General features: G+C 69.0%; 15 protein-coding genes. 9 read left to right on the top strand and 6 right to left on the bottom strand.

The features are described from left to right. The first annotated feature begins 420 nt into the window (after positions 1-420). Both FLL47_RS35145 and FLL47_RS35140 read left to right on the top strand, forming a co-directional pair. Positions 421-4632 carry a polymorphic toxin-type HINT domain-containing protein gene (locus FLL47_RS35145; RefSeq protein ID WP_186316087.1) on the top strand — a complete coding sequence of 1404 codons (4212 nt, stop codon included), beginning with the start codon at positions 421-423 and terminating at the stop codon, positions 4630-4632. Between the two features lie 15 nt (positions 4633-4647). Then, positions 4648-4899 carry a hypothetical protein gene (locus FLL47_RS35140; protein WP_222106340.1) on the top strand — a complete coding sequence of 84 codons (252 nt, stop codon included), beginning with the start codon at positions 4648-4650 and terminating at the stop codon, positions 4897-4899. 133 nt (positions 4900-5032) lie between these two features. On the opposite strand, the gene FLL47_RS35135 is transcribed toward FLL47_RS35140, so the two are convergent. Both FLL47_RS35135 and FLL47_RS35130 read right to left on the bottom strand, forming a co-directional pair. Further along, on the bottom strand, positions 5033-5860 hold the full coding sequence (locus FLL47_RS35135; RefSeq protein WP_144126965.1) for a DUF1295 domain-containing protein: 828 nt from the start codon (positions 5858-5860) through the stop codon (positions 5033-5035). A 97-nt stretch (positions 5861-5957) separates the two neighbouring features. Beyond that, positions 5958-7520, bottom strand: a complete 1563-nt coding sequence (locus tag FLL47_RS35130; RefSeq protein ID WP_144126964.1) for an amidohydrolase — start codon at positions 7518-7520, stop codon at positions 5958-5960. Positions 7521-7584: 64 nt separating this feature from the next. On the opposite strand from FLL47_RS35130, the gene FLL47_RS35125 reads away from it, so the two are divergent. Beyond that, entirely contained in the window at positions 7585-8565 is a 981-nt protein-coding gene (locus FLL47_RS35125; RefSeq protein ID WP_144126963.1) for a DUF2804 domain-containing protein, read from the top strand. A 96-nt stretch (positions 8566-8661) separates the two neighbouring features. Here FLL47_RS35125 and FLL47_RS35120 read toward each other — a convergent pair whose 3' ends face one another. Then, positions 8662-10518, bottom strand: coding sequence for a LamG-like jellyroll fold domain-containing protein (locus tag FLL47_RS35120; protein ID WP_144126962.1), 1857 nt, complete (start codon positions 10516-10518; stop codon positions 8662-8664). 463 nt (positions 10519-10981) lie between these two features. Between FLL47_RS35120 and FLL47_RS43300 the strand changes: the two genes are divergently transcribed. From FLL47_RS43300 to FLL47_RS35105, 3 genes are all read left to right on the top strand, one after another. Then, a complete protein-coding gene (locus FLL47_RS43300) occupies positions 10982-11743 on the top strand; it encodes a rhomboid family intramembrane serine protease (RefSeq protein WP_186316086.1) in 762 nt (253 codons plus the stop codon). Positions 11744-11785: 42 nt separating this feature from the next. After that, positions 11786-12415 carry a VOC family protein gene (locus FLL47_RS35110; protein WP_144126960.1) on the top strand — a complete coding sequence of 210 codons (630 nt, stop codon included), beginning with the start codon at positions 11786-11788 and terminating at the stop codon, positions 12413-12415. A 283-nt stretch (positions 12416-12698) separates the two neighbouring features. Continuing rightward, a complete protein-coding gene (locus FLL47_RS35105) occupies positions 12699-15002 on the top strand; it encodes an immune inhibitor A domain-containing protein (protein WP_144126959.1) in 2304 nt (767 codons plus the stop codon). Between the two features lie 83 nt (positions 15003-15085). Here FLL47_RS35105 and FLL47_RS35100 read toward each other — a convergent pair whose 3' ends face one another. After that, positions 15086-17644 carry a trypsin-like serine protease gene (locus FLL47_RS35100; RefSeq protein ID WP_144126958.1) on the bottom strand — a complete coding sequence of 853 codons (2559 nt, stop codon included), beginning with the start codon at positions 17642-17644 and terminating at the stop codon, positions 15086-15088. A gap of 266 nt (positions 17645-17910) precedes the next feature. Then, the gene (locus FLL47_RS35095; RefSeq protein WP_144126957.1) at positions 17911-18333 is read right to left on the bottom strand and encodes a hypothetical protein; all 423 of its coding nucleotides are present in this window, start codon (positions 18331-18333) and stop codon (positions 17911-17913) included. A 167-nt stretch (positions 18334-18500) separates the two neighbouring features. Between FLL47_RS35095 and FLL47_RS35090 the strand changes: the two genes are divergently transcribed. Together FLL47_RS35090 and FLL47_RS35085 are read left to right on the top strand one after the other, a co-directional pair. Further along, complete coding sequence (locus FLL47_RS35090; protein WP_246159067.1) at positions 18501-19319, top strand: alpha/beta hydrolase; 819 nt, start codon at positions 18501-18503, stop codon at positions 19317-19319. 120 nt (positions 19320-19439) lie between these two features. Beyond that, positions 19440-20033: a hypothetical protein gene (locus FLL47_RS35085; protein WP_144126955.1), complete on the top strand. Its 594-nt coding sequence runs from the start codon at positions 19440-19442 to the stop codon at positions 20031-20033. Positions 20034-20048: 15 nt separating this feature from the next. Here FLL47_RS35085 and FLL47_RS35080 read toward each other — a convergent pair whose 3' ends face one another. Then, positions 20049-20789, bottom strand: a complete 741-nt coding sequence (locus FLL47_RS35080; RefSeq protein WP_186316085.1) for a GntR family transcriptional regulator — start codon at positions 20787-20789, stop codon at positions 20049-20051. A gap of 186 nt (positions 20790-20975) precedes the next feature. Between FLL47_RS35080 and FLL47_RS35075 the strand changes: the two genes are divergently transcribed. Next, positions 20976-22250 (top strand): glycosyltransferase, encoded by a 1275-nt coding sequence (locus FLL47_RS35075; RefSeq protein ID WP_144126953.1) that lies wholly within the window; start codon positions 20976-20978, stop codon positions 22248-22250. Positions 22251-22311 lie beyond the last annotated feature (61 nt).

Here is a 22311-nt window from a genome sequence, read left to right as displayed (position 1 = left end):
TTTTCCCCCGTGTGTTCGTCTGATCCAGAACGTTGGCGACGGGACGCTAACGGCTGGCTTCGGCGAGCGTCAATGAATGGCGCGACGGTTGCACGAATGTGCAACCAGGACACGCACCGTCGATGTGATCAGGCGCGGGTTCGACTTCTGCGTTCCAGGCCAGGGGGCAGCTGCTTCGCGGGCAACCCTGACCTCGCAACGTCGAAGACGCCATACGAATGATCTAGACATGTAGATGTCGAAATCAGTCAACGGTTGTAAGTGTCGACGGGTTGTGTGATGATCCAGCCCTGTCGTTGGACCGGGTCTGGTTCAGCAGGTCGAGCGGTTACGGGGGTGACTGCCATGCGGTCGTTTGCGCGTGGAGTGGTTTCGGTCAGGGCTGGTTCACTGCTGACGGACAGGTGGCGCCGACGATCAATGATCGCAGCGCTGACCGCGTTGGTGCTGCTGACGAGCTTTGTCAAGGCACCGGCGGCCGAGGCGGCCGAGGACCAGGTTTTCGCCGATCGTTCGCTGGTGGTCTCAGCGTGGCGTGCCGGTGGTCCGCAGGTGCGTGCGGCGGCCGAGAAGGCACTGCTCGGCTCGGACTCTCAGATCTCGGCGTTCCTCACCGACAGTTGGCTGCAGGCAGAGCGTCTCGATCGACGCGACGGCATCGCCAACGCGATGAATGACAGTGGACCGTCGCTGCGTGCGACGGCCCGAGCTGCGCTGGCAGCCGATGCCGCCGGCGATCCCGATGCGCTGTCGACGTTTCTGACAAGTGGCTGGCAGGGCCCGGCGGACATCGACACGCGGGTGTCGGTGAACCAGTTGATGGCCGCGGGCGGCGACCAGGTGCGCCAGGTGGCGCAGACCGCGCTGGACGCCGGGAATCCACAAGGGTTGCGGACGTTCCTGGAGTCTGGTTGGCAGGTGCAGTGGAACACCGACCAGAGGTTGCGGATCAACCAGGCCATGGCCACCGGTGGTCCGCAGGTGCGCGCCGCAGGCCAGAAGGCACTGGACGCCGGCACGCCTGAGGCCTTGGAGGCGTTCCTGGCCTACGAGTGGGCGGTGACCTCGGCTCGCGATGACGAAACCGCCACCATCGCCAACTTGTTGGCACAGGCGCAGGCGGCCGGTGAACTCGCCGCCGTCGAGACCCGCCAGGCGACCGCCCAGGCTGAAAAGGCCCGCGAGGCAGCCGACGCCGCCCGGGCATCGGCGGATGAGGCGGCCGCAGCAACCGAAGCAGCGCAAGGCAATGCCGAGGAAGCTGAAGTGCAGGCGCAGCGGGCCGCCACTGCTGCCGAGCATGCGGCCGCCGCGGCGGAGGTGGCGATCGAATCGGCTGCGGCGGCCACCCGTGCGGCTCGTACCGCAGCGACTGCCGCTGCACGCGCGGCGTCGTTGGCGGCCAAAGCCGGCAGAGCGGCGGCGATCGCGCACCGGGCCGCCGCCTGGGCGTCCACGGATGCCTCGAAGGCAGCTGACGCGCGCCGAGCTGCGGATGAGGCCAACGCGCTCGCCGCTCAAGCACGCGACATCTCCGCGAAGGCAGATCAGGCAGGGAAGGCGATCCAGGCAGGGTTGCAGGCGGTGCAAGCGGCAAAGGCGGCCGCCAGCTACGCGAAACTCGCCGCCGTTGCCAATGACCTTGCGGTCCGCCACGCCAACGCCGCTGGTGCCCAGGCCAAAGCAGCTATCGCCGCAGCGGCCAGGGCACGGGCCCTGGCCGATCGAGCCCTGGCCGCGGCGCAGGCGGCCGAGGCCTACCTGAACGTCGCGATCGACGCGGCCTTCAAGGCCCGCGATGCGGCACTGCGGGCCGCAGCCAATGCCGAGGCCGCTGCACGAGCCGCGATCGAGGCCGCTGAGCATGCCGGTGAGGCAGGGCAGGCCGCACAACGCGCGACCGAGAACGCCAACGCCGCGACCGTGGCAGCCCAGGCCGCTGTGGACGCCGCCATCCAAGCCACCGGAGTGTTCCAGGCCGCCCGCACCGCCGATGCCGCACGTCTGGCGGCAGCCCGCGATTCCGTCCTGGACAACGTACGGGCCGCGAATGTCGAGTACGAGGCGCAGCTGCGCCAAGCCGACTGGGACGCTGATCAGGCGGCGAAACGTGATGCCGCGACGAACCAGCTCCTAGCCGTCGCGCAGAACCCGGCCACCCCGCGGCCAGACGCTGTCGTCGCTGCCCGGCAGGTCGCGCTGAACCTTGCTGTCGTCCAGAGCGCATGGACACAGCAGGCCGGCCTGGCCGCGTTGAGCGGCACAGACGATCAGGTTCTGCAGTTCGCCCGCACCGGCGTCGCGGTCGCTGCCGCTCTGGACAACCGACAGGCGGTGGCGAACCTGGCCGTCACCGAGAACGCCGCACTGAGCACCGCTGCGATCACCGCCCTGACCGGCAGCGACACCGCGGTGGCGACGTTCCTGCGAACGCAGAACTATCCGGGCCGGTACACCCAGGACCGGATGAAGGTCAACCAGATCCTGGCCTCGGCGCACACCGCCGGCGATGTCGTCCTGGCGCAGAAAGCACAAGAGGCGCTGAATGCCGAAACGCTGCCGGCCCTACGCGACTTCCTCGACACCGGGCAGTACACCGCGGCCGCGATCGGGCAACGGGTCATGGTCAACCAGATCTTCGCCCACCCCGACAGCGGGCCCGAGGTCAAAGCCGCTGCACAGATCGCTCTGGACGGGCCACCGCCCGGGCTGCGCCTGTTCTTGAGCACCGGCCGGTACACGGCAGCCGCCCGTGACCACGAGGCGTCGGTCCACCTCGCGATCGTCGGTGGGTTGCTGCAGAAGACCAACGAGGTCGCCGAGCTCGCCGTACAAAACGCGCTTGAAGCACAAGCCATGGCCGCCCAGGCCCGTGATGACGCCCAAGCCGCCGGCGCTTATGCCCAGCAGGCTCTGGATTCGGCCAACCGGGCTGCGGGCTATGCCGCCGAAGCGGCCCTCCACGCCAACAGCGCGGCGACCTCGGTCGACAAGGCGGCAGCGGCGGTGCAGACCGCACGCACCGCAGCGACGCGAGCCAACGCGTCCGCCAACGCCGCAGTGCGCTCGGCAGTCTGGGCGATCTCGTCACACGGCAAAGCCGTCGACGCGGCCAAGGAAGCCCATGCGTCCGCCACCCTCGCATACGAATCCGCAATCGCCGCCGGCCAGAATGCCGAAGCCGCCATGGCGGCAGCCACGCAGGCCTATGGGTTGTATGAGGCTGCGCGTGTGCAGCAACTTTATTCCTGCGCCAATGGGTACGTTGAGCCTCCCACCGCCGGGTGGGAAGAGTTGCTGGGCACTCAAAGTGAGTGGAGCAAGGTCTGCGCGGCCAATTACATCGCCGACCCGGCGGAGCTGGCCACCCGTGCCTACACCAACGCGGCCTATTGCACCCCGTTCCCCGTAGGCAGCCAGTTCTACCAGAACTGCATCCACTCCGTGCTGGACCCCAACTTCCTCGGCATGCAGAAGATGACGCTGATCACCGAGGGGGTCAAGGCCGCCACCGCCTTGCTGCTCGTGGCCGGGGCCGGGGCCGGGATAGCATGCGTGCTCACCGTTGTCTGCGGCACGGTTGCCGGCATCCTGTTGACCATCGGCGAGGTCAGCATCGAGGTGTTCAGCTTCGTCCAAGGTGACCAGACGCTTGCCCAGACCCTGCTCAACCTCGGCACCATCGCCCTCGAGGCACTCGTTCTGGCAGGCATCGGCAAGCTGCTCAGTGTGGGTTTCACGGCGGTGAAAGCGGCCTACCTGTCAGCCCAAGCCGGAAAGAAGGCCCAGGCTCAGCTCGAGGCACTCAACCTGGTGCGGATGCGGCTCAACGGGCTGTCGCTCTGTGACCACAGTTTCGATCCCACCACTCTGGTGGTGATGGCGGATGAAAGCCGCCGCTCCATCAGTGAGGTGCGAGTCGGCGATCTGGTGCGTACGACCGACCCTGCCACCGGGCACACCACCAGCAAGCCCGTGACGCATGTCTGGCGCAACATCGACACCGACCTGGCAGAGGTGGACGTGAGCAACGGTGCTGGCGACGTGAGCACGGTGCGCACGACCAGCACGCACCCGTTCCTGGATGTCACCAGCAACGAGTGGACCGATGCCGCTGATCTGGGGACCGGTCACCGTCTGCACGCATTGGACGGAGCCACGGCCACTGTCACGGCAGTGCGTGCATATGGCGGGACGGCGGTGATGCACGACCTCTCCGTCGCCGACACCCACACTTACTACGTCGTGGCCGGTCGCACCCCGATCCTGGTGCACAACACCGGCCCTGGTTGCGGCTCGCTCTGGATGAGCGCATCAGCGCTCCCGCATCACTACATGAGGCCGAGCGATGCGGGGATCATGCATGCCGAGGACTTCGGCGTCATCGGTCCTTTCAACAAAGCCAATGGCGAACTCTTCATCCGAGCCATCGAGCATCTCGTCAAGCACCCGGACACCATCCGGATCACCGGAAGGTGGCGCAATTCCATCGACGCGGTCCATTACGTGAATCCGCACACCGGGCTGCACGCGTCCTTCGTGGCGCACGGCCCGAACGTAGGGGAGTACCTTGGAGGATGGAAATCAGAGGGTGCCCAGCTCCACTACCTGCTAACCTATGGCGTACTTTAGCGCGGGGAGTAGCCGATGGCTGACGGCGACATATCCATCACACTCTCTCGAGACCAGGCCATCGTTCTATCCGATTGGCTTGACCGTCGGATGGTCTCAGCGGAGTTTGCGGCGGTGGTCGACGATCGTGCGGCCTGGTCGCCACTGCTGCGGATCGCAGGAAGCCTGGAAACCCAGCTGGTCGAGATATTCCAAGACTCGTATGGGCAAAGGTTGGACGAGGCGCGGGCTCGGCTGATCCCGTTGCTCGGCGACTTCGGGGCTTGAGAAAAGGTCGGGATGGCCGAATGGGCCATCCCGACCTTTGTCCCAGTCAAGTCCTTGGTGATTGCCGGTTCAGCCGTAGGTCCTCAGCCCGGTCTTGCACGAGATCGATGCTCTGGTCCGGCTCGATGGGCGATCAGGCCAGGTCGGCCGGGCGGGATGCGCCGCGCCGCGGGGGCCAGGGGACGATCGGCGAGGTGGACGCCCGGTAGTCGGCGTACTCCGGGTAGCGGGACAGGGTGATGCTCTCGGTGAACATCGTCGAGCCGATGAACAGCGCGGTCAGCAGCGCCGGGCCGACGGCCGTCCACTGCAGCAGCGAACCGGCCGCGGCGGCGCCGAAGCCGAACACGACCCACCACTGGGCCTGCTCGAAGAAGTAGTTGGGGTGGCGCGAGTACCGGAACAGCCCGGTGCGCAGGAACCGCGACTGCGGCTGCCGGCCCGCGGCCAGGTCGGCGTGCTTGCGCCGGTGGAAGTTCCACTGCTGCTGGTCGGCGACGGTCTCCCCGGCGAGCAGCCCCAGGAAGACCACCGTGAGCGCGGCGTCGACCGCGCCGAACGGGCGTGGGCGGGTCAGCGCCGTGTACGCCGGCAGGGTGATCAGCAGCAGGATGATGTTCTGATACACGGTGATGAACAGCAGGTTGAACAGCTGGAACTGCCACCGGGACAGCCGTTTGCGCAGGATGGGCCAGCGGTAGTCCTCACCGCCGGGGGCGTACCCGCCGCGCCGGGCGAAGTTGAACGTCAGCCGGGTGCCCCACAGCAGCACCAGCGCCGCGAGCACGTTCAGCCGGAGGTCGGCGAAGTCGGCGGCGGCGGCGAAGACGCCGACGTACACCACCGGGATGATCGACCAGATCCGGTCCACCCACGAATGCTCGCCGGTGACCAGGGAGGCGAGCCAGGTCGCGGCGCACGCGGCGACGCAGATCCATACGCAGACGATGAGGGCGTCCATGATCGGGCACTGTAGCGGGCCGCGTTCGGCCTGGGTACCGGCCGGGAAGTTGGTAGATGCAGACCGTCGTGGGCAGGGCACCTCCCGGCGGTGTGGCTCAGCCGGTCTGCCAGCGGATGTCGCCGCCGACGACCGTGGTCAGGACACGGGTCCGTAGGACCGCCTGCGGCGACTGTCGGTAGGGATCGGTGTCGACCGCGATGAAGTCGGCGAGCATGCCCGGCGCGAGGACTCCTTTGCGGGTCTCCTCTCCGGCGGCGTACGCGGCGCCGACGGTGTGCGCCCTGATCGCCTCGGTCATGCTGATGCGCTGTTCGGGCTGCCATCCGCCGGTCGGGCGCCCGTCGGGCCGGGTCCGGGTCACCGCGGCGTACAGGGCCGGGAACGGGTTGGGGTCCTCCACCGGGGCGTCGGAGCCGAAGGCCAGCGCGACTCCCGCGTCGAGCATCCCCCGCCAGGCATAGGAGGCCAGCTCGTGTCCGGCGAGCAGGGTGTCGACGAGATCGAGGTCGCTGGTGCAGTGGACGGGTTGCATCGATGCCATCACGCCCAGCCGGGCCATGCGCGCCAGATCCCGCGGCTGCAGATGCTGGGCGTGCTCGATCCGGTGCCGCAGGCCCGGGGTGGGGCCGATGGCCTCGTACGCGTCGAGCACGAGATGGTTGGCCTGGTCGCCGATGGCGTGGGTGGCGATCGCGACACCCGCCTGTGCCGCGGTCCGGAACAGGCGGACCATCTCCTCGTAGGGCACGACCGCGATCCCCTGATCGCCGCCGGTCATCGGCCGGCTCATGTGGCAGGTGTGCGAACCCAGCGCCCCGTCGCTGAAGACCTTGACCGGGCCGGTGCGGAACCAGTCGTCGCCCTGTCCCGTGCGGCGGCCCTGTTCGATCGCCTCTTCCAGGTGCTCCAGCCGGATCGCCTTGTGGACCCGCAGCTTCAGGTCCCCGGCCGCGGCCATCTGCTGGTATGCCGCGCGGCAGTCCTCGCCGTCGATGTCGTGCACGCTGGTGATGCCGAGCGCCAGCAGCCTTTCCTGACCGGCACGCAGGAGGCTGCCCAGGTCTTCGGCGGCCGTGTACGGTCTGAGCGGATGCGCGGCGGTTTCCCGCAGGATCCCGGTGGGTTCTCCGCGGTCGTCGCGGACGATGTGCCCGCCGATCGGGTCGACGGTCGTGGCGTCGATCCCGGCCAGCCGCAGCGCGGCCGAGTTCACCCAGGTCGTGTGGCCGTCGACGGTCGGCAGTGCCACCGGGTTGGCGGGGCACACCGCATCGAGCGAGTGCCGGTCGGGTTGGACCGGCACATCCCACACGTTGCTGTTCCAGCGTCCGCCCAGCAGCCATTGGCCCGGGCGCAGCCGAGCGGCGTGGTCGGCGATCCTCGTCAGCGCCTCGGCCAGCGACCGGGTCCCGGCCAGGTCGACCGTGGTCAGGCTGTGCGCGTACTGGGCGGTGTGGATGTGCGCGTCGTAGAGGCCGGGGATGACCGCGGCGCCGTCGAGGTCGACGAGTTCCGCCGCCGCCCCGGTGGCCGCCCGCACGTCCGCCTCGGAGCCGACCGCCAGGACGAGCCCGTCGCGGACGGCCAGGGCCTGGGCAGGGGGACGGCGATCGTCGCCGGTGTGGATGACGGCATGGCGGTAGACCCGGATGCTCATGGGACGGCACTGTAGCCGCTCCATCCGCCGCCAAGCGCACAGATCCTGGCGCTATCGTGCGCGCATGACCCACGAGCCCGAGCTGACCGCCCCCGTCGAGCTGTGCCTGCCGGACGGGCGGCTCAACCCGGCCGCGGTCGGCTGGACCCGCCGTCCGCTGCACACCGCCAACCTGCGGGGCTGGGGCCGGACCAAGCGCTGGGAGTACTGGGGCATCGTCACTCCGGAGCACATCGTCGGCCTGGTCGCGTCGTCGCTCGACTACGCGGGCGTACACGGTGTCTACGTGCTGGACCGGGCGACGGGCCGGGAGACCGTCACCGACGCGGTGGTGCCACTGGCCCGCGCGGTGCAGCTGCCCCCGCGCAGCGGCGACGGCGAGGCGTCGGTCCGCGGCGGCGGGCTGGAGATCAGGATCGGGCAGCGCCCCGACGGCACCACGATCCACGCGACCGCACGCGACGTACAGCTGGACGTGCAGGTGCCGATGCCGGACGGGCACGAGTCGCTCGGCGTGGTCGTGCCGTGGAGCAGCACGCGGTTCCAGTACACCGTCAAGGACGTCGGCCGGCCGGTCCACGGCACGCTGGTGCTGCACGGGCGCACCTACGACATCGGCGGGCCTGACGCGTTCGCGGTCCTGGACCACGGCCGCGGCAGGTGGCCGTACGCGATCACGTGGAACTGGGCGGCGGGAGCGGCCCCAGGCCGGGCGATCCAGCTGGGCGGCAGGTGGACCGACGGCACCGGAGTCACCGAGAACGGGCTGTTCGTCGACGGCCGCCTGCACAAGATCGGCGAGGAGCTGCGGTGGAGCTACGACCGGTCGGACTGGCTGCGCCCGTGGCGGATCAGCGGCGAACGCGTCGACGCGCAGTTCCATCCCTTCCACGAGAAGGTCGCCCGGACCAACCTGGGCATCGTCGCGAACGAGACGCACCAGTGCTTCGGCCGATTTACCGGCTGGGCCAGGACCGACGACGGCACCAAGACGAGCCTCGACGGGCTGGTCGGCTGGGCCGAAGAAGCCCGCAACCGCTGGTAGCGGCTCAGCGACGGATTGATCCGAGACGGGCAGGGCCTCCGGTCACGCCTGCGGCGACCGCCGCACACGTGACCGAAGGCCCTGCCCCAGCGGAGGCTACGGCGTGACCACCGAGCCGCCCAGCGTCACCACCAGCCGGCCGTCGGAAGCAAACGACCAGCCCAGGGCACCGCTCAGGCCGGCGCACCGCGATCCGTTCGTGCCGGACCAGAACTGGTTCGAGCTGTCGGAGTTGCCGATGATGCGGTCGTTCGTGCCACTGCTTGAACGGCACGAGGTGTTGTTGCGGAACACCGAGGTGCCCGCGTCGAACGAGAAGTTGCGCTCGGCGTTGTCGATGCTGACGTTGTTCGACACCGTCATCGAGCCCGGGTTGCTGTTGTAGGTGAACCCGTGCTTGCCGTTCTTGAAGGCGATGTTGCGCCGCACGATGTGGTTGACGCCGATGTCCTCGCCACCCAGCTTGTAGCCGTTGCGGTCGCCCGCGCCGGCCTGGCCGCCGTTGCTGAGCGTGCCGTTGTTGAACGCGATGGAGTCCTCGATGGTCACCACACCGATCGGGCCGGTGTCGGTCTTGGTGTACAGGTCCCAGCCGTCGTCGATGTTGTGGTGCGACACCGCGTAGCGGAACACGTTGCCGGAACCGACGGTGAGCTTCGCGGCGAACCCGTCGGCGTCCTCACCGTCGGAGTCGGCGTTGTCGTGCGACTCCGCGCTCAGGATGAGGTTGTTGGCCGGCCACTGGCTCTGCGGCGTCGTCGACAGGGTCCGCGACAGCTGCAGGCCCGTGTCGCGGTTGAACCGCGTGATCGTGCGCTCGAAGATGTTGTTGCTGCCACCGACGAAGATCCCGTTGTCACCGGCCCGCTCGACGACGACGCCGTAGACATGCCAGTAGTTGCCGTTCACGGCCAGCCCGCGGTTGGCCGGGTCCTCCGCCTGGGCGGAGAAGTTCAGCACCGGAGTCTCGCCCTGGTACGCGGAGATCTTCTTCCGGGCACTCGAGGTGCCGTTGTTGCCGGTCTCGACGGTGACCGTGGCGGAGAAGTTGTACGTCCCACCGCGCATGAAGATCGTCCCACCGGCGGTCACGCGGGTGATCGCCGAGGCGAGCGTCGTCGGGCTCGCCAGGGTGCCGGCCGCGCTCGCGCTGCCGTTGGGCGCCACATACAGCGTGCCGGACGGCGGCTGGCTGACGCTGGGGGAGGGGGATGCGCTCGACGGCGACGGGGACGCGCTCGACGGCGACGGCGACGCGCTGCTCGGCGACGGCGAGACGCTGCTGGCCGAGGGCGCCGGGGTGCTGGGCGGGGTGGTGACGCTGTCGGTCACGCTGACGTCGTCGAAGCGAGCGCTGGCGTAGCCGGTGAACAGGCAGATCCGACCGGCGGCGATCGCGGTGCTGGTGGCGGTGCCGACGAGGGTGCCGTCGATGTAGCCGCTGATCGTGGAACCGCTGGTGGTGATCTTCAGGGTGTACCAGGTGCCGGTCGACACGGTCCGGGACACGCCCGCCAGGACCGTGATGGTGCTGCCGTTCATGTACTGCAACTCGACGCGGTTGCCGCCGGTCAGCGCGAGCCGGTACATGACGGTGGCACCGCTGGACCGCGCGGCCAGTGCGGCGACACCGCCGGAACCGAACGCCAGCGGCTTCACCCGCGCCTGGACGGTGTAGTTCGTCCAGCTGGTGGAACCGGCGAACTGGCGGGACCGGTCGGTGGTCGTGCTGGCCTGCTGGAAGACCTGGGATCCGTCGGCGACGACGGTCCAGTCGCCGCCGGACTTCGACCAGCCGCTCGCGCCGGTTTCGAAATCGGCGCTGAACAGCGTCGCGGCGCTGGCGGGTGTCGTGAGTACGGTGCCTGCGATGACGGTCAGCGCGGCCGCGGCCGCTGCGGTGACCAGTGCGGCGAGGCGGCCGCGCCGACGGGAGAGCACGAGCAGTTTCATCGGGTGGGTCCTTCGGGCTGGGAGCGGACCATGTCGTTGGGCGACGGCATGGGACGTGCCTGGCACCGGGTGCCGCATGCTGCGGTCACCCGGCTGGGCCGCGCTGGAAAGCGCATTCCGAGGCGACGGTAGACGAGCCCGCGGAACGCAGTCAACCGGTGAAGTTCGATGTCGCGGCCGATCGCGCCCGCATTTGCAGCGAAGAACATCGATATCTTGTGGATGCGGGGTTGGCGCGCACTCCAAGGCAGCCCTCGATGTTGCAGGATTGCTCCGAGCGCCCAAGGGGCAGACGAACAAGCGAAGTGCGGATGCGGCAGTCAGAGACCGTAGCTCGGCGGTCGGACAGATCTGCGGTGGATCCGGGCCTACGAAGTCAGCCGGGCCAACGGGCCCTGGCTGTGCGTCCAGAGTGGAAATCCGCCGGCACCCCGGCTGGCGGCCATACGGCACGATGGGCGCCATGACCGCCCCGCCCTCGACGCCATCGGCCGACGCGGTCCCGCCCGGCACGGCCGCGCGGGCGCTGCAGACGGTCCGCGCCGCCCCGCTCACCATCGCCGTCGCCGCACTGACCACGCTGGTCTTCGCCGCACAGCTCGCGGCACCGGAGGTGGTCGACGCGCTGCAGCGCGGCCCCGGCATCATGCGCGACGGGCAGTGGTGGCGACTGCTGGGAACGCTGCTGGTCCAGCCGTCGGGGTGGGGCCAGTTCGCCTACAACACCCTCGGCCTCGTACTGGTCGGCATGGCCGTGGAACGCCGACTCGGCCGGATCCGCTGGCTCGCGCTGTACCTTGCGGCAGGCCTCGCCGGTGTGGTCCTGATGCTGGTACTGCACCCGCTCGACACCGGCGGCGGCTCCTCCGACGCGGTCGCCGGCCTGATCGGTGCACTCGCCGTCATGACGTGGCGCGGCTGGACGCCGCCCCTGCCCGCCTTCCTGTACGCCGCCCACTTCGCGCTCTACCTGGCAACTTTCGCAGCGGCCGGGGTGATCGCGGCGACCATCGCCGGCGCGGCGGCGGTCGCGCTGGGGATGGCCACGCATCGGTCGGGCGACACCCGCCTGGCGCGCGGCGTCGTCGTCGCGCTCGTGGTGGCCGGCGCCATCCTGATGGCCACGCTAGGCGACTCCCACGGTGCCGGCCTGGTGACCGGCTTGGTCCTCGCAGCGCTGCTGAAAGCAGGTTCCAGCTCGGAACCTATGCGTGCCAGGCAATAGAGGCTCACCTGCCATCGCGCCGCCGATGCTAGCTTCGCCGGCATGACTGAGCAGATCACGGCCGGGCAGTTCCACGCGGCCGACGATGTCGAGGACTGGCGCTGCCTCTACCACCTGGTCTCGGCCCACTTCCGGACCGGATCGCTGGCCGAGGGCATCGCGCTGGTCGATGAGATCGGCCGGCTCGCCGACGGAGCCGAGCAGCAGTACCTCAACGTCGACCTGCGCCACGCCGGCGTCACGGTGACCCTGAAACTGCGCGACATCGCGCTGGCCCGGCGGATCTCGGCCGCCGCCAGGGAACTGGGCATCCCCGCCGACCCGAGCGCCGTGCAACTCGTCAATGTCACCCTCGACGCACTCGTCGGCGCGGACGTGCTGCCGTTCTGGCGGGCGCTGCTGGGCTACCGCCAGATCGGCGACGACTACCTGTCCGACCCGTCGAACCGCGGCCCGGGCTTCGGGTTGCAGCAAATGAAAGCCGCGCGCCCACAGCGCAACCGCATGCACCTCGACGTCGCCGTCCCACACGATCAGGCCGCGGCCCGCATCGCCGCCGCGCTGGCCGCGGGCGGCCACCTGGTCTCCGACGCGCACGCACCGAAGTGGTGGGTCCTGGCCGACGCCGAGGGCAACGAGGCATGCGTCGCCACCTGGGTCGGCCGCGAATAGCGCGCGTATCGGGTCACGTCGGGTCATCCATCACCTGCGCTCGCTGATGTCGATGAGCTCCTCGGCTGCGATCCCGGTGCCGATGCCACGCCGATCCGCCGTCGCTGACCCCGGCACGCCGCCTCGGTGATGACATCGTCGGCCGACATCGGCGACGTGATCGTGACAGCGGTGTCACGGACCGACCGGTTCGGCGGTGGAAGAGGAACTCGCCGTTCTGTGTGACGCTCCGAAAAGTGAAGCGAAAACTGCTTCACAACTTCGGCCCCGGAGGTTCAACACGATGAGGAAGCTCACCATCTCCGCTGTCGCCGGCGCAGTCGGCGCGGCGATGGTAGTCGCTGCCCTGCAATGGCCGGCCGGTGCGGCACCTGCCGCGAGCGGCGACGCCGGCAGCGCATCGCCGGCCGCTGCGGCCCACCGAGCGGACAACCGGCCCGGCCCGCAGACCAAGCAGTGGCTCGGCAAGCGCAAAGCCGCGCTCGAGATGGTTGCCCGCGGCAAGGCGCGCATCGACGCGAACGGCAACGTCACGGTCGACGCCGAGACGGACAACGTCGTCGAGGTCGCCTTCGAGAAGACCGACAAGATCTTCACGATCCTGTCCGAGTTCGGTACCCAGAGCGCGGGCAAATACGGCACCGCTCCAGGCCCCCTGCACAACGAGATCCCCGCCCCCGACCGGTCGGTGAACAACTCCACGGAATGGGCCGCCGACTTCAACACCGCCCACTACGAGCAGCTGTTCAACGGCTCCGGCGAGTCGATGAAGAGCTTCTACGAGGACCTGTCCTCCGGCAGGTATTCGGTGACCAACACCGTCAGCGACTGGGTCCAGGTGCCCTACAACGCGTCCTACTACGGCGACAACGCCATCGAGGACAACGGCGGCTCCTGGGCGTTCATCCAGGACACCGGCAACGCCTGGTACCAGCAGGCGCTGCAGAACATGCCCGCCGACCAGATCAACGCCTACCTGGCGCAGTTCGACGTCTGGGACCGCTACGACTTCGACAACGACGGCAACTTCGACGAGTCCGACGGGTACATCGACCACTTCCAGGCCGTGCACGCCGGTGAGGGCGAGGACGCCGGCGGCGGCGCGCAGGGCGAGGACGCCATCTGGTCGCACCGCTGGTACGTCAACGCGACCAGCTACGGCGTGTCCGGCCCCACCGTCGGCGGCCAGCAGAACCTGTCCGGCGGCGCGCGGATCGGCAACTCGAACTACTGGTTCGGCGACTACACCACCGAGCCGGAGAACGGCGGCCTGGGCGTGTTCGCCCACGAGTTCGGCCACGACCTCGGCCTGCCGGACTACTACGACACCGCCGGCGGCGAGAACACCACCGCGTTCTGGACGCTGATGAGCTCCGGCTCGTGGCTCGGCCACGGCGCGGAGGCCGACAAGGGCATCGGCACGACCCCCGGCCTGATGGGCCCGGAGGAGAAGCTGTTCCTCGGCTGGCTCGACTACCGCGAGGTCGGCCTCGGCCAGAGCGGCACCATCCTGCTGGACCCGGCACAGGACGCCGACGCCGCCAACGCCCAGGCGATCAAGGTCAACCTGCCGGTGGCGAACACGTCGACGACGTACACGACGCCCGCCTCCGGGCAGTACGCCTGGTGGACCGGCAGCGCCGACCAGCTCAACGAGTCGCTGTCGCACGCCGTACCCGCCGCATCAAAGATCACCGTGACGGCCAAGGCGTGGTACGACATCGAGGACGGCTTCGACAACCTGTACGCCGAATACTCCACCAACGGTGGCACGACCTGGTCGCAGATCGGCCAGCCGACCACCGGCTCGTCCAACGGCAAGTGGACCACGCTGCGCTACTCCTACACCGCCGGCGGCGCGGCGACGCAGTTCCGGTTCCGCTACCAGACCGACGGCGGCGTGCACTTCGCCGGCGCGTTCATCGACGACATCGTCGTCAAGGCCGGCAACACGACGGTGCTCACCGACGACGTCGAGCAGCCGGGCGCCTGGACCGCGACGGGCCAGTGGCAGCGCTCGACCGGCACGGCGTCGACCACGGCCGACCGCTACTACCTGCTGGAGAACCGGCAGCACGTCGGCTACGACGACACCCTGCGCACCGGCCCCTACCAGTTCAGCTACAACCTGAGTGCGCCGGACAAGGTCGAGTTCTTCTCGTACCGGCCCGGCATGCTGGTCTGGTACGTCAACCACTCGGTGGAGGACAACAACACCTCTGAGCACCTCGGCGCGGGTCTGGCGCTGCCGGTCGACGCCCGGCCCGCGCCGTTCGCCTACCCCGACGGCACCAGGCCCAGCAACCGCCGCCAGCCGTTCGACGCGACGTTCGGCATCCAGCCGGTGCCGGAGCTGTGCCTGCACAAGGAGGTGCTGGTCGGCAGCGGCAAGACGCAGACCGTCCAGACCGTGGCGGCGTGCGCCGCGGCCAACGCAGGCATCCCCACGTTCGACGACACCAACCCGGACGCCTACTACAGCACCGCCAACCCGCAGGGCAGCGTCAAGGTGGCAGGCCACGGCGTGACCGCCACGGTCACCGGACAGGCGGGCAACGTCCTGACCGTCAGCGTCGTCAACCCGTAGCCGGGTCGATCGGATGGATCTGCGGTAGAACATGAAGAGGGGGATGCGGTCGAACCGCATCCCCCTCTTCATACTATGGCCGGTCAGAAACAACCGAGAACGGCGGACAGCTTCGTCTGAGTCCAACCTGCAGGGTCGTTGACAGTGCCGTAGGTGGTGAGGTCGGCTCCCGAACCGTCCTCGATGTTCGCGTCGAAGTGCATCGTGACGACGCCGGAGGAGGCGTTGCGGCTGTAGTAGATGCCACCGCCGGGCGAGACGAGGTGGCTCAGGCCGGGCCAGGTGGCCAGGGTGTCCGTGTAGAAGTACCCCGAGCCGCTCGAATCGAGCGAGAGCAGGGCACCGTCGCTGATCTGCGTGCCGACGAGCGTCATGAACCCGCTCGCGGCCAGCGTGTTCAGTGAGAATCCGCTGGCGATCGTGTAGGTGTGCGTGATGTCGGTCAGGACCGGCTTGGCCGTGTAGAAGTCGTAGATGCGCATCGCGCCGGTGCTGTAGACCCCGTACAGATGGCTGCTGTCATAGGTGAGCTGGGCGAAGTTCCAGCCGGTGCCACCGAGGTTCACCTTGGTGAAGGTCAGTTCGGTGGTGTTGGCGGTGATGTCCACCCTGTACAGGTTCCCGGTCGTGCTGGGTACGAGCAGGGTGTTCTTGTTGATCGTGGCCATCGTGGACGGGGTGAAGCCCAACGTCGCGGTCGAGGTGAGGCGACGGATCAACGTGCCGGTGAGGCGTTCGATCAGGGTGTAGGTCAGTTTGCCGTCGGCCGTGATGCCGTAGACCGCGGCGTTGGAGCCGCAGCTGGTCGCCGGTCCAGCGGGAAGTGACGCGCTGCTCCACGTCTGCACATTGGCGACCGTGCCGTCGAGGTAGTTGCCGAACGTGCTCGGGCCGGTCCGGGCGCTGCCGATCCGGAACGGGCCGCTGGCGACCTGGTTGAAGAAGACCTGGCCGCCGATCTGGTTCCAGTTGTGGGCTCTGCTGGCCGCCGCAACGTCATTGATCTTCAGGAGGATCGCGTTCCTGCCGCCGGACGTCTGGTACTGCACGGTGATCTTGGTCCAGGCGCCGAGCTGAGCCGTCTCCGGGGCGGTTGACACGTTGTCCCAGCTGGGGATCTGTTGAGAGGTCATGAACGACTTGAGGATGGAGAACCGCCACGACCGGTCGCTGGCTTCCGCCCACAGCTTGAACTTGGGTACCTTCGAGTTGTTGCCGTCCTGGGAGACGACCACGCCGCCATAGGCGTCGAGCTTGACCCACACACTCACGCCCCAGTCCAAATGCGTCTGGACCGGATTTGTAGCGGTGGCGAGGGACCCGGTCGTGCCGTTGAGCTCGATGGCGGGGCTGAAGGTGTCGCCGGTCTTCCACGTCGCACCGGCGGTGGCGGTCATCGGCAGTGGTGTGCCGGTGAAAGCGTGGTCGCCGGTCGTGGTGACCGGGGTGCCGGCGGCAGCGCCGACCGGCATGTCGGCCAGCGGCCAGGTGTGGTCGGCGGTGCTGGAGACCACGGCGTTGATCCAGTTGGTGAGACCGTCGAGGCGTGCCGCGACGACGCTGCTGCCTGTGCCGTTGCCGTCGAAACAACCCTCCTGGCCGGCCTGGCTCAGCACGGCGGCGATCTTGTTGTCGACGATCACGGGCGCGCCGGCCATGCCCTTGCACACCAGCGGCCCTGAGGTCGCCGACAGGGTGGTGGCCGCCGAGGCCGTGAAGGCGATCTGGGCGGTCTGCTGCTGGTCGTTGATCCACTCGGTGGCCGTGCGACCGTAGCCCACGGCCGGCAGGGCCGTGCCGGTCGGTGCCGCCGCGGTGGCGGTCGCCAGCGGCGTGATGTCCGCGATCGGCGCGGCCAGGCGCACCAGGACCGCGTCCCGACCGGCGACCGGGGTCAGCCAGTTGGCCGCGACGGCGGCGTGCCCGGGGAACACCACGTGGACGGGTTCGGCCGGCGCGCCTTCGGTCAGCTGCGGGGTGAGCGGGTCCGCCGCGAAGCATGCGGCTGCGCCCAGCGCCCAGCGCGGCGCGACCAGGGAGACCGTGCACATGCGGTCGACCATGTTGGCCTTGCCCACCGCCGCGTTCGCGCCGGTCACCGGCGCCAAGCCGGTGCCTGCGCGCAGTTCCAGCAGCATGGTCGGCGACGCGGTCGGGTCGGCGCCCAGGCCGACCTGGGTGCTGCCGTCCGGGTCGACCTCGACCGTGATCTCTTCGCCCTCGTCGTCGACGAGCTCCGCGGTGACCTCGTGGCCGAACCCGGTGCTCATGCCGTCGCCGCGGATCTCGTACACACCGGGCACCCGCAGGCTCAGCCAGCCGGCCCCGGCGGTCACCTTGAAGCACACCCGGCCGATGCCGTCGGCGCCGATACCTTCGTCGGTCGTGTAGACCTTCAGCAGGCCGATGTTGTTCTCCGGCGGCGTCGCGCAGTCGGCCAGCAGGATGTGCCCGTCGCCGGAGACCAGCATGACGTTCTGCTCGGCGAGGATCTGCGCGGCTCCGGGATAGACGCCGTCGTCCACAAGGGAAGGCGCGGCGATCGGCTCGGCGTGAGCCGGTAATGCGGTTCCGGCGGCGAACGTGGCTGCGATGGTCGACGCGGTCAGACCGTACGCGAGCAGACGTCTCCTCAAACTCATATCGATGCTCCCCCGTATTCGCGGATCTCGAATTGAGAGCCGCGTGCGGACGTTAACGGCCGCCGGATTTCGGGTCAAGGGGTAGCCCGCATCATGCAGGTGATCGGACCGGATCGGATCGTCGCCGCGAGTGCATGAATGCGTCGGTATTGGAGCAGACCTGCCTACAAGGATCTCGCCATATGAATCCGCTGTTTGTGGCCGGCTTCACGCGCTGGCGTGCCCGCGGTCGTGCCAGGCCACGTCGCCGAACGGACCGGTGGAGGTCATTCGGAGGTTGCGGAGTGTCTCCGGCGGGCACGTAGCGCGACGAAGGTGGCGAGCGCGCCGGCCCCTTCCCATGCCGCCACCGCGATAAAGCCGGCGGGGGCGGTGTCGGTCAGCACCAGGGCGGTGAACACCGTGAACGTCACCAGCCGGAAGGCCACCGTGAAGGCGAAGAAGGCGGTCCAGTCCTTGGCGGCCGCGAGCAGGTAGTACACGCCCATGTTGAACGAGGCCATCGCCGATGTGCGTACGAACACGAGCGTGTAGTCGTCTGCTGCGCGAGCCGTGGCGCCGTCGTGGGTGAATCCCATCGAGGCCAGCAGCGTGGCCGGGCTGATCAGGCCGACGGCGCCGAGCAGCAGCGCCGCGAGTCCGAAGGCCGCGATCGTCCATCCGGCAGGCGACAGGCGGGGCAGGGTCATGGCGTTGTCCTCCGGGGTGGCGTGCTCGGCTCGGCCGGTCGCCCTGCCGCCGTTGGGCCGATGGGGACGGCAGGGCTGCGCGGTGGGCGCAGTGTGGCGATCATCGGATCTCCGGCCGATGCCGTCAAACGAGGTATTCTCGGGCTGTTGTATTGATCATGATCGGAGTGTCGCCCGTGACCGGATACCCGCCACCCGAGCTGCGGCCGACCGTCACCTACGCCGACTGCACGGTGGCCGTGGTGCCGGGTTTCCGGCCGCTGCACCTGGACCTGCACGTGCCACCGGGGGAGGGGCCGTTCCCGGTGCTGCTCTGGGTGCACGGCGGCGGCTGGATGGAGGGCAGTCGGGTGGGTCTGCCGCCGCCGGTCGCGCCGCACCGGTTCCACCAGCGTTTCCTCGATCGGGGCTGGGCGGTGGCCGACGTCGACTACCGGCTGGCGATGGAAGCGCCGTACCCGGCCCAGCTGGTCGACGTCCAGTCGGCTGTGCGCTGGTTGCGGCTCTACGCCGACCAGCTGAAACTCGACCCGGCCCGGTTCGCCGCGCTGGGTGAGTCGGCGGGCGGTCACCTGGCCGCGATGGCCGGGCTGACCGGCACCGGCGAGACGGCGATCCAGGCTGTCGTCAACTGGTACGGTGCGGTCGACTTCTTCGCCTTCGACGACGCCGATGATCCGTCCACATCGCGCGCCCTGCTGTTCGGCGGCCCGGCCGGCGACCGGCGTGAGTTCGTCGCCTTCGGCAACGCGATCAGCCGGGTGCATGCCGGGGCTCCGCCGTTTTTCACCGTGCACGGCGACGCCGACCAGATCGTCGCGCCCGGCCAGGGGCAGGCCTTCACCGAGGCGCTGCGTGCGGTCGGGGTGCGGGCCGATCTGTTGCTCGTACCCGGGGCCGACCACTGCTTCGAGGGCTACGACGACATCGGCGGCCTGATCGAGCGGGGCATCGACTTCCTGGACGAGGTGCTGCCGGGCAAGTGACCACGGCTCACCGGAAGCGGCTGGCCGTCCGGCTGTGTGATCGATTCGGGACTTGCTGTCGCGTAGATACTTGCCGATGCTGGTCTGGTGCAGTCGAACTCGCCGCGTCGTGATTGGACCATGCCTGTCGTAGTGGGTGTGGTGGTGCTCGTGGTGTTCCTGGTGGTCTGCCTGGCCGGCGGCGCCGCGGCCTACTTCGCCCTGCGCGGCGAGCCGGCCGCGGCGCCGAGCCCGTCGCCTGTGGCCGCCGTGTCACCGTCGACGCCGCCACCGCCGCCGCCCAGTGCGGCTCCCGCCGCCTGCCTGGTCGGCAGCTGGCGCGAGACCTCGTACACGGCCAACTGGGAGATGTACGGCAACAAGATCCAGTTCACGGGCGCGGGCACGCTGATGCAGGTCAACGCCGACGGCACGATGACCACCGTCGACAAGGTGACCAGGCGCGGCGCGGGCTACGGCGACCGGTACGAGATGATCCACAACGGCACTACCAAGCTCAACTACGTCGCCGACGACAAGACCATCAACTACAGCAGTCCGCGTGCGACCGGCACGACCACCTTGAAGGTGAACGGACGCCAGCGCGCGCGCGAGCCGCTCAAAGCCACGATCACCCCCGAGACGTACAGCTGCAAGGGCGACGAGCTGCGGCTGTTCGGCGAGGTCTACTCCAGTGAATGGGAACGGATCCGGCCGCCGGGTCGGCCTGTCTGATGCCGTGACCACTCGTTACGTTGTTGACAGGTCAGTCGGGTGATCGCTGGTCAGGCCCGATGGACTGGCAGGTGTCGTGGCGAGGTGCTGGAACAGGTCACGTGCCGCTCGGCCACTGTCTTTGATCAGTTGCGGTAGGTGCTCGGCAATCTCTTCGGGCTGCCGGCCTGCGATGTGTCGGTTCCAGCGGTTTATGAGCTGCTTTAGCTGTTCCGGGACTTCGCGGTCCTTGAGCAGGGTGACCCACAGGCGCGACATCTGGTCCGAGAGCTGGTCGAAGGTCGACCGCAACCAGCGGTTCGCGCTCGCGACGGCCAGGATCTGGAAGACGCGCATCGACAGCTCAGAGAAGCGCAGGACCGCTTCCAAGCGGTACTCGCCGTCGGTGTCGGGTGGGGACCACTCGGCCAGCAGTCGGGCAAGCTCTTGCGCCTCGACGTCGGAAAGGCGCTGCAAGCCCAGACGGACGAGCTCGGGACCGATGAGATCCCACGCCTCTACCAGCTCCGACACATCCTGGGTGTCGAGAGGGCTCACGACGTAACCAGCCCGGGGCAGCGTGATGATCAACCCCTCGCGGTCCAGGCGGGCGAGCGCCCGGCGAATCGGAGTCAGCCCGTAGGGAGTCGAGCGGGCCAGTTCCCGCTCGGTGAGCGACGACCCCGGCGGGAGCTCACAGGCCACGATGCGGGTGCGCAGAGCTGCGTAGGCCTGCTGCGTCAGCGAAGCCTCCCCCGTCGCACCCTGGTCGGTCACAAGAGGAAAGCCTAGCCCGCCCGCCACTCCGGTCCCAGGCGACATCGCACACACTCCGCAGGCCGGACTTGACCATCCCGGCCACGACAGTCATGATCGGTACTGAAATTTCAGCCAGGTCAGAGAGCGGACGGGCCGGTCTCGGAGGTCCTCGGGACGCGGTCGGGCAGAGGGGATCCCAGCAGGATGAAGGCATTCGTGCTCGCGTTCGGGACGCGCGGCGACGTACAGCCGTTCGTCGCCCTAGGGCGCGCGCTGTCCGACGCCGGCCACGAGGTACTGGTGGCCGGGCCGGCGTGTTACGAGTCGCTCGCCGCTGCCGACGGCGTTCCGTTCGCGCCCGTCGACGACCAGTGGAACCGGCTCACCGACGAGCCCCACATCCAAGAGGCACTCGCGACGAACTACCGCGGGCTGAAGGCGAAACGGACAGCCACCGAGGTGGTGCGCCGGACCCGGCAGCACCTCGCCGCCGTGCTCGACGACATCACCGCAGCCGTTCCCGCCCGAACCGACGTCGTCGTGCACCACACCATGCTCCCCGGCCAGCATCTCGCCGAGGCCCTCGGCGTCCCCGCAGTCCCGGTGGCACTGCAGCCGAACTGGGTTGCGACCGGCGCCTTTCCGTGCCCGATGTGGGCCCCGCCGTGGCTGCCCAGACCCTTCAACCGTCTGAGCTACCGACCGGCCGCGCTCGCACCTCAGATGCTCCTCGGAGCGGTAGGGAAGCGCTGGCGTGCACGACTCGGGCTGGGGTCTCGGCGTGGATCCGGTGACCCGTTCCGCCGCCCCGACGGAGGCCCCGCCTTCGTACTGCAGGCGTTCAGCCGCCACGTCCTGCCGCAGCCGGCCGACTGGCCCGGCTATGCGCCCGTCACGGGATACTGGACCGTCGCCGGCCAGGACCAGGGCCCGTCGCCCGCCCTGGCCAGGTTCCTCGACAGCGGAGCACCGCCGATCTACGTCGGCTTCGGCAGCATGCGAGGCCAGAACCCCGAGGCGATCGGCGAGATGGTCCAACAGATGGTCCAGGCAACCGGACTGCGAGCCGTCGTGGCAACCGGCGCCGGCGGGATCGCCATGGCCGGCTCGAACAACGACTCCGTCCACGTCGTCGACGAAGCCCCGCACGACTGGCTTTTGCCCCGCACCGCAGCGGTCATCCACCACGGCGGAGCAGGAACGACAGCTGCCGCGCTGCTCGCCGGACGCCCACAGGTGATCTGCCCCTTCACCGGTGACCAGCCGTTCTGGTCCGAGCGAATGCGATCCATCGGCGTTGCCCCAGACCCCATCCCACAGCGGCAGATGACCGCCGAACGCCTCATCGAGGCAGTCGAAGCGACGAGATCCGCCACCACAATGCCCCGTAGGGCCGCCGAGATCGGAGAGCTGGTGCGCTCCGAAGGCGGAACACATCATGCGGTCGAACTTCTACTCGAGCTTGTCGGCGACCGGTGACAGCTCCGCCGTCGGGAGCGCAGCGGCGGCACGGGCGGTGAGCCCGAAGCGCGGGGCGGGC

It is taken from the genome of Catellatospora sichuanensis, assembly GCF_007483665.1.
Taxonomy (GTDB): domain Bacteria; phylum Actinomycetota; class Actinomycetes; order Mycobacteriales; family Micromonosporaceae; genus Catellatospora; species Catellatospora sichuanensis.
Note: the sequence above shows the minus strand (reverse complement) of the source record. Positions and strands in the feature narration are given on the sequence as shown.

What these genes read in the sequence shown, in the direction of transcription:
- FLL47_RS35085 (WP_144126955.1), top strand. Translation starts at nt 19,440, where the DNA reads ATGCCTGTCGTAGTGGGTGTGGTGGTGCTCGTGGTGTTCCTGGTGGTC.
- FLL47_RS35075 (WP_144126953.1), top strand. Translation starts at nt 20,976, where the DNA reads ATGAAGGCATTCGTGCTCGCGTTCGGGACGCGCGGCGACGTACAGCCG.
- FLL47_RS35110 (WP_144126960.1), top strand. Translation starts at nt 11,786, where the DNA reads ATGACTGAGCAGATCACGGCCGGGCAGTTCCACGCGGCCGACGATGTC.
- FLL47_RS35130 (WP_144126964.1), bottom strand. Translation starts at nt 7,520, where the DNA reads ATGAGCATCCGGGTCTACCGCCATGCCGTCATCCACACCGGCGACGAT.
- FLL47_RS35135 (WP_144126965.1), bottom strand. Translation starts at nt 5,860, where the DNA reads ATGGACGCCCTCATCGTCTGCGTATGGATCTGCGTCGCCGCGTGCGCC.
- FLL47_RS35100 (WP_144126958.1), bottom strand. Translation starts at nt 17,644, where the DNA reads ATGAGTTTGAGGAGACGTCTGCTCGCGTACGGTCTGACCGCGTCGACC.
- FLL47_RS35095 (WP_144126957.1), bottom strand. Translation starts at nt 18,333, where the DNA reads ATGACCCTGCCCCGCCTGTCGCCTGCCGGATGGACGATCGCGGCCTTC.
- FLL47_RS35145 (WP_186316087.1), top strand. Translation starts at nt 421, where the DNA reads ATGATCGCAGCGCTGACCGCGTTGGTGCTGCTGACGAGCTTTGTCAAG.
- FLL47_RS35125 (WP_144126963.1), top strand. Translation starts at nt 7,585, where the DNA reads ATGACCCACGAGCCCGAGCTGACCGCCCCCGTCGAGCTGTGCCTGCCG.
- FLL47_RS35140 (WP_222106340.1), top strand. Translation starts at nt 4,648, where the DNA reads ATGGCTGACGGCGACATATCCATCACACTCTCTCGAGACCAGGCCATC.
- FLL47_RS43300 (WP_186316086.1), top strand. Translation starts at nt 10,982, where the DNA reads ATGACCGCCCCGCCCTCGACGCCATCGGCCGACGCGGTCCCGCCCGGC.
- FLL47_RS35120 (WP_144126962.1), bottom strand. Translation starts at nt 10,518, where the DNA reads ATGAAACTGCTCGTGCTCTCCCGTCGGCGCGGCCGCCTCGCCGCACTG.
- FLL47_RS35105 (WP_144126959.1), top strand. Translation starts at nt 12,699, where the DNA reads ATGAGGAAGCTCACCATCTCCGCTGTCGCCGGCGCAGTCGGCGCGGCG.